Origin of the sequence: Paenibacillus sp. AR247 (assembly GCF_002968895.1) — a bacterium.
Lineage (GTDB): Bacteria > Bacillota > Bacilli > Paenibacillales > Paenibacillaceae > Paenibacillus_AQ > Paenibacillus_AQ favisporus.
Map to the genome: position 1 here is coordinate 228,777 of NZ_PCZT01000012.1, position 9,974 is coordinate 238,750.

The 9,974-nt window shown below is 51.8% G+C and carries 9 protein-coding genes and 1 pseudogene; 7 read left to right on the plus strand and 3 right to left on the minus strand.

Going from position 1 to position 9,974, the window contains the following annotated elements; genetic code table 11:
- The coding region (locus CPT76_RS40315) for a YjbE family putative metal transport protein (RefSeq protein ID WP_258168738.1) at positions 1-462 on the minus strand (462 nt) is incomplete at its 3' end.
- Between the two features lie 132 nt (positions 463-594).
- Here CPT76_RS40315 and CPT76_RS22405 point away from each other — a divergent pair.
- The 5 genes from CPT76_RS22405 (at position 595) to CPT76_RS22425 (ending at position 5,527) form a co-directional block, all read left to right on the plus strand.
- Positions 595-1,257, plus strand: a complete 663-nt coding sequence (locus CPT76_RS22405; protein ID WP_105444514.1) for a TerC family protein — start codon at positions 595-597, stop codon at positions 1,255-1,257.
- Between the two features lie 252 nt (positions 1,258-1,509).
- Positions 1,510-2,019, plus strand: coding sequence for a hypothetical protein (locus tag CPT76_RS22410; RefSeq protein WP_105444515.1), 510 nt, complete (start codon positions 1,510-1,512; stop codon positions 2,017-2,019).
- A 151-nt stretch (positions 2,020-2,170) separates the two neighbouring features.
- A complete protein-coding gene (gene typA, locus CPT76_RS22415; RefSeq protein ID WP_105444516.1) occupies positions 2,171-4,012 on the plus strand; it encodes a translational GTPase TypA in 1,842 nt (613 codons plus the stop codon).
- Positions 4,013-4,057: 45 nt separating this feature from the next.
- Positions 4,058-4,354, plus strand: coding sequence for a YlaH-like family protein (locus CPT76_RS22420; RefSeq protein WP_105444517.1), 297 nt, complete (start codon positions 4,058-4,060; stop codon positions 4,352-4,354).
- A gap of 93 nt (positions 4,355-4,447) precedes the next feature.
- Entirely contained in the window at positions 4,448-5,527 is a 1,080-nt protein-coding gene (locus CPT76_RS22425) for an LCP family protein (protein WP_105444716.1), read from the plus strand.
- A 270-nt stretch (positions 5,528-5,797) separates the two neighbouring features.
- Here CPT76_RS22425 and CPT76_RS22430 read toward each other — a convergent pair whose 3' ends face one another.
- Positions 5,798-6,421 carry a YhcN/YlaJ family sporulation lipoprotein gene (locus CPT76_RS22430; RefSeq protein WP_306434088.1) on the minus strand — a complete coding sequence of 208 codons (624 nt, stop codon included), beginning with the start codon at positions 6,419-6,421 and terminating at the stop codon, positions 5,798-5,800.
- Between the two features lie 48 nt (positions 6,422-6,469).
- On the opposite strand from CPT76_RS22430, the gene CPT76_RS22435 reads away from it, so the two are divergent.
- Positions 6,470-7,804 carry a PhoH family protein gene (locus CPT76_RS22435; protein ID WP_076169830.1) on the plus strand — a complete coding sequence of 445 codons (1,335 nt, stop codon included), beginning with the start codon at positions 6,470-6,472 and terminating at the stop codon, positions 7,802-7,804.
- A gap of 407 nt (positions 7,805-8,211) precedes the next feature.
- Positions 8,212-9,432, plus strand: a complete 1,221-nt coding sequence (locus CPT76_RS40320) for an extracellular solute-binding protein (RefSeq protein ID WP_105444518.1) — start codon at positions 8,212-8,214, stop codon at positions 9,430-9,432.
- A gap of 39 nt (positions 9,433-9,471) precedes the next feature.
- On the opposite strand, the pseudogene CPT76_RS22445 reads toward CPT76_RS40320, so the two are convergent.
- Positions 9,472-9,974: pseudogene (locus CPT76_RS22445) on the minus strand (hypothetical protein); the annotation flags it as partial.

The following is a 9,974-nucleotide window of genomic DNA, read 5'->3' on the forward strand; positions in this document are numbered from 1 at the left end:
AAACAGGGTGCTTCCCCAAACGACAATCGGAACACTGATAAGCAATCCGAGAATGACGAGGATGATATTCTGCTCGGCTGCGCCGGCCACGGCGATCACATTGTCCAGCCCCATCGCGGCATCCGCCACGATGATAGTCCGTACTGCTCCCCATAAGGTCTGGCCTGCCTTGATGTCCGTGTGATCGTCGTTATCGGCCAGCAGCTTGTAGGCGATCCATACGAGCATGACACCGCCCAGGGCAAGCAGCCACGGCACTTTCAGCAGCCAGACGACGACGATCGTCGCAATGATCCGGAGCAGGACTGCGCCTCCGGTTCCATAAAAAATAGCCTTTTTCTGAGTCGAGGGAGCAAGATTCCTCGCAGCAAGGCCAATTACGATGGCGTTATCGCCAGCCAATATTAAATCCAAAAAGACGATTTTGATCAAACTAACTAAAAATTCTATTACACTGTCCAAATCAGGTCACTCCTTATTATGACTGTATACGGAGTTCAATAGCAAATCGATTCATTATAGGCTAATTTTTCATGTGAAGTCAAGCATAGCCTGGCCAACTCGCACATAGATGTAGAGTGGAGGTGTTGGCCTTTGGAATCGATTTGGCTGCTCATTCAGATCCTTATGATCAATTTGGTCCTAAGCGGTGACAATGCCGTCGTGATTGCTCTGGCGAGCAAGGACCTGCCGGAGAAGCAGCGTAAACAGGCGGTATGGTGGGGAGCGCTCGGCGCTGTTATCCTGAGGTGCCTGTTGACTTTTATTGCGGTCATTCTGCTGAAAATCCCTTATGTTCAGGCGGTCGGCGGGTTCATGCTCATCTGGATCGCCTTAAATCTGCTGATCGAAAACAAGGATGAGCTCCGGCTGCAGGAATCCTCGACCATCTGGAAAGCGGTCAGGACTATTCTTGCGGCGGATTTCATTATGAGCCTCGACAACGTACTGGCCATTGCCGGACTCGCCAACGGAGATCTCGCACTGATCGTGATCGGCATTGCGATCAGCATACCGATCGTCGTCTGGGGCAGCAATTTGATCGTCACCTGGCTTCACCGTTTCCCGGTGCTCGTGTACATCGGGGCGGGCATTCTAGCTTATACAGCCGGTGAGATGGTCCTCCAAGACCACAGGCTTGGGGCTCTCCTCTCCGCATCTCTGCCGGAATTCCACCATCTCATTCCTGGCGTATTGGCCGGCTTGGTGATCGTCTCCGGCGGTATCAAGCAGCTGCTGCTGCGGCCGCGTTCATAAGCAGGACAATCTCGTTAAAAGCCGGGTTTAACCCGGTTTTTTTCTTGTTTTGAACATAAAAAATCGCAAAGTATGGGAATAATCTTGGCTTGCGGCAGGACCTTTCCTTTGCAGGGTTATTTTGGGCTGCAGTGCCTAAAAAATTAAAGGCGCAATCTGGTTTTTTTCACACGTTTCAGATAAACTAAAGATGAAAATATGTCGTTTTTTGCGTATGGCGTAAGGGACGACAATAGAGAAGAGGGTGGGAGAATGTCCTCAAGGAACGACTTGAAGCTGGGCCTGTTCATCGTCATTGCTGGAATCGTCATTTTGCTTGGCAAGCTTGGAGTTTTCGGGTTTTTGGGCCGCACGCTGTGGCCGCTGGTCCTTTTGATTCCCGGACTGGTTCTGCATATGCTGTTTTTCGGCAACCGGGCGCGTGCCACGGTGCTTGTACCCGGCGGTATTTTGACGGTGTACGGGCTGCTATTTTTACTGTGCAGCACGATCAGCTGGGGGCTGATGTCCTACTTGTGGCCCGCCCTTCTGCTCGGGATCGCGGTAGGGATGTACGAGTATTACCTGTTTGAAAAGCCCCGTCCGTCCTCCTTGCTTCCTGCCTCCGTCATTTTGGGACTGGCTTCGCTGGTGCTGTTCTTCTTCAGCCTTCTTCATACGGCGGTGATCTATATCCTCGCCGTGCTTCTGATTGCCTTGGGCATTTGGCTCATTGCCGGAAGGGGGAAATCCAGAAACCGGAAGTGGAAGAGCGGCTGGTAAATCAGGTCTTCTATTTTCTGTAAAACACTTGTTTTTTTCTGAAACTTCATTATAATATAAGGGATGTAGAAGCGTCGGCGCTACCGCCTGACGCTTCATTTGTTGAAAGACTTCGTTACGATTTGAAAGGGAAAGGATCTGGATAAAAGCCATGCATTCAAGAGATAAAATTCGCAACATTGCGATTATTGCGCACGTCGACCACGGCAAGACGACCCTAGTTGACCAGTTGCTGCAGCAATCGGGGATATTCGCCAAGCACGAACACCTGCAGGAACGCGCCATGGACTCCAACGATTTGGAGCGCGAACGCGGCATTACCATCCTGGCCAAGAACACGGCCATTACGTATAAAGATTTTCTGATTAACATTGTGGACACCCCGGGACACGCCGACTTCGGCGGCGAGGTGGAACGGATTATGAAGATGGTCGACGGCGTACTGCTCGTCGTTGACGCATATGAAGGCTGCATGCCTCAGACCAAATTCGTGCTCCGCAAAGCGCTTGAGGCGAATCTGACGCCAATCGTCGTCGTCAACAAGATCGACCGTCCGGCAGCCCGTCCGGCCGAAGTTATTGACGAAGTGCTCGACCTCTTTATCGAGCTTGAAGCAAACGACGACCAGCTGAACTTCCCAGTCGTTTACGCTTCGGCGCTGAATGGAACCTCGAGCCTGGATCCGGACAAGCAGGACGACAACATGCTTGCCCTGTATGAAACGATTACCGAGCACATTCCTTCTCCGACGGAGAAGGTTGATGAGCCGCTCCAGTTCCTCGTTACACTGATGGACTACAATGAGTACCTTGGCCGGATTGCGATCGGCCGGGTTAACCGCGGCGTGATCAAGCAAGGCCAAGCCGTTACGGTCATCATGCGCGACGGCAAGAGCAAATCCGCCCGGATCGAGAAGCTGTTCGGCTTCCAAGGACTGAAGCGCGTGGAGCAGGAAGAAGCCGGAGCAGGCGACATCATCGCGATCGCCGGAATCAAGGACATCAATATCGGGGAGACGATCGCCGATCCGAACCATCCTGAAGCACTGCCGGTTCTTAAGATTGACGAGCCAACCTTGCAGATGACGTTCCTGGTCAACAACAGCCCATTCGCCGGCCGCGAGGGCAAGTGGGTAACGTCCCGTAAGCTGCGCGAGCGTCTGTTGAAGGAGTTGGAGACCGATGTCAGTCTACGCGTAGAAGAAACGGACAGCCCGGATGCGTTTATCGTGTCGGGACGCGGCGAGCTTCACCTCGGTATCCTGATTGAGAATATGCGCCGCGAAGGATACGAGATGCAGGTTTCCAAGCCTGAAGTCATCGTCAAGGAAATCGACGGCGCCAAGATGGAGCCGATCGAGCGCCTTCTGATCGACGTGCCTGAAGAGAGCATGGGCGCGGTCATGGAAAGCCTCGGTTCCCGCAAGGCCGAAATGGTGAACATGGTCAACACCGGCAGCGGACAGGTGCGCCTGGAGTTTCTGATTCCCGCACGCGGCCTGATCGGTTACCGAACGCATTTCCTGACGCTGACCCGCGGTTATGGCGTCATGAACCATGCCTTTGACAGCTACGGTCCGCTGCACAGCGGTCAAGTCGGTGGACGCCATCAGGGCGTGCTGGTTTCCAGCGAAACCGGAACGAGCACCTTCTACGGCATGATGGGCGTAGAAGACCGGGGCATCCTGTTCCTGGAGCCGGGAACCGAAATTTATGAGGGCATGATCGTCGGCGAGCATACGCGCGATAACGACATCATCGTTAACATCTGCAAAGAGAAGCAGCTGACAAACGTGCGTTCCGCGACGAAAGATGATACAGTAAAAATGAAGACGCCTCGTCTATTCTCACTTGAACAGGCGCTTGAATATTTGAATGACGATGAGTATTGTGAAATCACGCCGAAATCGGTTCGTCTGCGCAAGAAGATTCTGAACAAGAGTGAGCGCGAACGTGCCGAGAAGCACCGCAAGATGGCCGAAGCCAACATGTAATCCGGGTAAGGTCCTCACCTCATTTCTGGAAGGAGTGAACTGTCCGTGCAAGCTTGGTTAGCAGCACATCCAATTATCTCCTATATCATCATCTTTGTGCTGATCACCTATGTATACAACAAGGTGTTTCGGGTCAAACAGAAGCTTCCGCTTCTCAAAGAGATTCTGCTGTATGTTCTGATGGCTATCGGCTCCGGGATGCTGCTGATTTTTCAGCACGACAAGCTTCCGATCATCCAATGTCTGCTTGTCGCGGTAGCTCTGATGTTCACGGTGCGCATCCGCTATTTCGTGGAAGCGCGGCAGAAGAAGAAAGCCGAAGCGGCTGCCAAGCGGGTCTAATACGCCCGCTGTGGCCCGGCTCTTTGCAACATTACGAAGGTCGTCATCGTTTATAGAGAGATTACCTCAAAATAAATGAAAAAGGTGTTTGAGATGAGTCCCAGCAATACGAGTCTACCTCCAAGATCTCATGGCGGCACCCCGAAAGGGAAAGTGCCCCTAAAGAAGAAAAAGAAGAAAAGCGGGTTCAAAACGTTTTTGAAATTCGTATTGATTCTGATTATATTAGCTGTACTCGCCGTAGCGGGATACGCGGGATATTTATACTATAAAGCGGATCATGGCGTTCTGGACACAGGTGTAGATGCACCGGTCGCTCCTTCCCAATCCGCCAAGGTCAAACCGATTACAATGCTGCTGCTTGGAACGGACTATCGTCCGGAGACGAAGACGCACTTGTCTGACGTCATCATGATCGCCGCCTTTAATCCGGATACGAAATCGGCAACGGTAGTTTCGGTTCCGCGCGATACCAAGATCGAGCTGAAGGGCTACCGGGAGAACAAGGCCAATGCTTATTATCCGAATTTCCTGGCCGATGAGAAGCAATCCGGGATCAAGGCGACCGATGAGATGAAGACGATGTTCTCCAAGTATTTGGACATCGATATCGATTACGTGACGGTGCTGAATTTTCAGGCCTTCCGTGATGCGGTAGATGCACTGGGCGGCGTTGACGTTACAGTCGACAAGAACATGTGCTACCGGGATAAAGCCGACGGAACGGACATCAACCTGAAGAAGGGTGAGCAGGAACTGAACGGGAAGCAGGCGCTCGATTTTGTGCGCTACCGGAAGTCCAACTGCCGTCCGAGAACGGACGCTTCCGACGATTTTGACCGCAACCGCAGACAGAACGAAGTTCTTCACTCCCTGATCGACAAGATGCAGACGTTCAAGGGCGTCACGAGCCTGGGCGGAGTGCTGGATGCCATGAATAACAACATGGAAACCGACATCGAGAAGGATCAATTGAAGAACATAATTGCAACTTATTGGAAAATTAAAAAAGAAGACGTCAAATTCATGCCGATTACCGGCAACTGGAAAAGTCCTTATGTGTATGTAGACGATGACGAGCTGGATAAAGCAAAGCAGGCATTGAAGGACGAGCTTGCCGGCAAGGCTGCCGTGGAAGCCGGTACTTCAGCGGATGAAAGCTCGAATCCGTAAAGTTGGGTGCAAGTTTTGGGACGACATATAATATACTAGAGTACAATGGAACCTGTACAGGAGGTCAGTGCGATGTCCGAGACGGTTACGAAGTGGACTCCAATATATGAAATGCAACGTCAACCAGCCGTTCATCTCTCTGTGCCGAATTCTGCTGAATCCGGTGTATGTTTTGACGCGCCATGCAAAAAAGCCTAGTGATCTGATCACTGGGCTTTTTTCTTTTTGCAAAATTTGTTGATTCGGCTGGTATTTCGCCTTTCCTATGCTCTAGCGGGTTGGGCTTGGCGAAGAAGGGCTGTTCTGACGCGATTTGACATCGCGCGGGAGCTGCGGCACAATCCGGCCGACAATATCCGCCAGTTCGGAAGCGAATCCCGATACGGGTTCCCCTTTTTGAATATGCTGACCGATTTCGGCAATCCGGCTGGACAAATCCATATCGGCCGTCACGAGGGCGTTTTTGCCCCGAGGATCCTTTTTGAGTGCTTCGGCAACGGTATATTTGATGGTTCCGACGCGGGAACGCGTCAAATTGCCGTCTACGTCGATGCCTACAACGGCAGTATTGCCTAACACGACTGCATGCGCTTTTTTCACACCGTTCACCTTTTCGGCGATGTTTTCCAAATGGTCTTTTAAAGCCAGGTCCGTTGTATCTTCTGCAGAACGCACGGCTGTGTTTCCTGCAGACCGGAGTGAAAGGCGGTGATGGTCGCCGGTTGATGCGGCTGTCGGCCCCTGTTGACTTTGAGGAGAGGGTGATGCAGTGTTCTGATGATTACAACCGCTCAGTAGAGCCATAGTTAACACAACGAGCAAAAACATTCTCATATGTGATCGTCCTTTCCAGGTCATAAATTGGCATGACGGGTTGTAACTTAGGATGTCCATGACGAAATAATTTATGTGTTTATTATGAGTTCAGTGGAGGGAGAAAGTATGAGAAAGATATTTGTACTGGATACCAATGTGCTGCTGCATGATCCCCGGGCGATATTTGCGTTTGATGAACATGAAGTCGTGATTCCGGCCGTCGTTCTGGAAGAAATAGACTCCAAGAAACGGAATGCCGACGAAATCGGGAGAAATGCGCGGACGGTGTCCCGCCTGCTGGACGGATTGAGGGAAAACGGCGGCCATTTGCACAGCGGGGTGCTTTTGGAAAACAAAGGCAGCCTGAAAGTGGAGCTGAATCACCGCAGTTTTGTGAAAGTACAAGAAATGTTCGGCGAAATGTCCAATGATAACCGCATTTTGGCAGTCGCCTTAAATTATCATCTGGAGGAGCAGGGCAAGGAGGACCCGACGTCGGTAGTGCTGGTAAGCAAGGATGTGCTCGTTCGCATCAAGGCGGACGTGCTTGGTCTGGTGACCCAGGATTATTTATCCGACCGCACCGTAGGTCCCGGAGATCTGTATACCGGATATTCTACGCTGAAGGTGCATCCTTCCATCATCGACGAGTTTTATTCGTACCGGTTTTTGTCCATCAAGCCGCTGCAGCTTCCTTATCCGCTGTATCCGCATGAATTCGTCATCCTAAAGGACGAGATGGGGAGCACGAAATCGGCCTTGCTGAAGGTGAATACGGATGCGCTCCGGCTGGAGCCGCTCTTTTTGAGCAATGAGTCCGTATGGGGAATTAGCGCACGCAACGCACAGCAGCGCATGGCGCTGGAGCTGCTGCTTAACGACGACATTCCGATCGTAACGATTACCGGAAAGGCCGGTACGGGCAAAACGCTGCTTGCCTTGGCAGCCGGGCTGATGAAGGTCGAAGATGAACATAAATACAAAAAGCTGCTGATCGCAAGGCCGGTCGTTCCGATGGGCAAGGATATCGGTTATCTGCCCGGAGAGAAAGAAGAGAAGCTCCGTCCGTGGATGCAGCCGATTTACGACAACCTGGAGTTTTTGTTTGATACGAAAAAGTCGGGCGATATCGATAAAATTTTAATGGGTCTGGGCAGCATTCAGGTCGAGGCGCTCACGTATATCCGCGGACGGTCCATCCCCGGTCAGTTTATCATCGTGGACGAAGCCCAGAACCTGTCCCGCCACGAAGTAAAAACGATCGTCTCCAGGGTAGGGGAGGGAAGCAAGATTATCCTGATGGGTGACCCCGAGCAGATCGATCATCCGTATCTGGATGCATCGAGCAACGGCCTGTCATATATCGTGGAGAAATTCAAGCAGGAAGGGATCAGCGGGCACATTACCTTGGAAAAAGGCGAGCGCTCCAAGCTGGCCCAGCTCGCAGCCGATCTGCTGTGATTTCATAGCTGGTACTATTTCCCGAGAAATGATGCCACCAACTAGCGGCACATAAAAAGAAGTCCCCCTTGTCCGGTTCATCGGAACCGGCTGGGGGCTTTTTTTAGAGAGATCAGAACGTATAAATTTCGGAGCCTCCGCTTCCTGATCTCGCAAGAAAAACTGCCGTTAAAAGCGGTCTGTCTTCTTAGAAGGTACGTCGATAGACATCTTTCTTTAGTTTTAACAATTTCAGGCACCGGATCAAATATACTCGAATTACAATAAGGACAGTCACAGGCGTAGATTAGTTAGGGCATCGGTTCATTTCTTGCCAGTCCGTTAAACATTTCCAGAAAAAAATAGGACAAGCGCCCTATGAATTTGCTAAAATATTGTATAAGTATTGTGAGGGGAGGCCTAGAGACTTGAGGCGGAAAAATTACTGGCTTCTGTTTGCCATTTTGCTGCTCTCTTTAACCGCTTTATCCCAGGGGCAGGATTTGTCGCAGACCCCATCGGGTCATGAAGAGGAAGATGACGCGTCTCTGTTTCCGCAGCCTTCCACACAAGAGCGAACGTCCCAATCCCCCATCCGGGTCACCGTGCACCTGAGCGATGAGGATTTTAAGCAGCTCGAGGAGCTGAATCATACATATGTCACCGACACCGGAGCCACGGTGGAATTGAACAATATCCCGGATGCCGATGCGTACCTTCAGCTGACGTCCGCTTTGGCCGTAGGGGAAGGCCCAGATGTCATGCTCATCAACAGCTCGTGGGTCCGCCCGATGGCCTCCAGAGGCTACCTGCTGCCAGTCGAATTCTATACAAGCAATCGTGCGGATAGTGATACCATCAACCCGCTGCTGCAAGAGGTGGAATGGAACGGCTACCAGTGGGGAACGCCTGCCGATATGGATCCTTATGTGCTGGCATGGAATATGAAAGCGCTGAATTCGCTGGGAATGACGGATATTCCAGTCGGTATAAGCAGTTGGAAGGAGCTGCTGAGCAAAACGAAGAACCGAGGACATCAGCAGCTGCTGGAGATTTCGTCCGGGGACGGCTATGATGCTGCAGCTTTGATGGGAGCACTGGGCACCGATCCGTTAAACCCGAGCCAGGCATCCCTGGAATGGATCGACAAGGCTCGGTCATTCATGCAAATCGATCAGGCCGAGCAAGGCGCCGGCGGAGCCCAGCTTCCGCTAACCATTTCCGCCGTCTCGGTAGCGGCAAAGTCTCAGATAGCAAAAGCGGAACTGCGGATGCCCGAGCAGCTGTACGCCATCTATCCGTCGCTCCTGCGCAGCCGAAGCTACGCCGTATCGGCGGGATCGCTGCATGCCAAAGAAGCGGCCGAATGGATTGCGTATATGAGCTCGGCAGTCGTTCAGCAGGAATGGTACCAGGCTACAGGTAAACTTCCGGCGCTGAAGAGCCTGTACGACGATACGGTATTCAATCCGGCCGGGTTGCCGTTCCATCTCAACTCCCTGCTTCAGACGGCGGGTACCGATAAGGACACAGGTAGGCTGCAGGCGAAATGGGATGTGTTTGTCAAAGCATCAGGCGATTATATTACAGGCAAATCTGCGGCCGCAGATTACGTTGAGGCTGTAAGAGGGGAAGCCGGAGGAAGCTGATCCGTTACTCGCGGGCAGTTTGTCTCCGGCTTTTTTGTGTTACATGGACAGCTTAAGCGTGACATGGAGGTTTTTATCCGTACTTTTCACCTCGGTCGCCTTTACGAAGGAGACGATTTGCTGCGGATAAAATCCCAAATCGAACTCTTCCTCCATTTGGCGGCATGTCGTATCGGGCAGTTCATAGCCGTTAAATACGAGCTTATCCACATGGAACATGATGGAGTTCTGCGGCTGCTCCTCAACGCTGTAGTGGCCCTGAACTTCAAGGGAGAGCGTGCCGCTTTGGCCGGAGGCCGTAATCTCGTCTTCGCCAAAGTGGAAGGCAAACTGCTTGAACAGATCGTTTTTGGAGCGGAGGAAAGCGTTCAGATCGTCCTCCTTGATGTCGATATTATAGGTCGTTCCGTTGGTGCGGATCGCTCCGTCCTGATTCTGGATAAACTCCGGGAGGTCGTTCATGGCTGAGGCGAGCGCGTCAAAATAGGTTTTTACCTCGTTAAGCCCGACATTTTCCCAATATAGCGTAAATTCCTCGATCA

Bases quoted from the DNA above. Each gene is read 5' to 3' on its own strand.
- CPT76_RS22430 (WP_306434088.1), bottom strand. From the start codon at position 6,421: ATGGACATCCTAAGTTACAACCCGTCATGCCAATTTATGACCTGGAAA.
- CPT76_RS22410 (WP_105444515.1), top strand. From the start codon at position 1,510: ATGTCCTCAAGGAACGACTTGAAGCTGGGCCTGTTCATCGTCATTGCT.
- CPT76_RS22425 (WP_105444716.1), top strand. From the start codon at position 4,448: ATGAGTCCCAGCAATACGAGTCTACCTCCAAGATCTCATGGCGGCACC.
- typA (WP_105444516.1), top strand. From the start codon at position 2,171: ATGCATTCAAGAGATAAAATTCGCAACATTGCGATTATTGCGCACGTC.
- CPT76_RS22435 (WP_076169830.1), top strand. From the start codon at position 6,470: ATGAGAAAGATATTTGTACTGGATACCAATGTGCTGCTGCATGATCCC.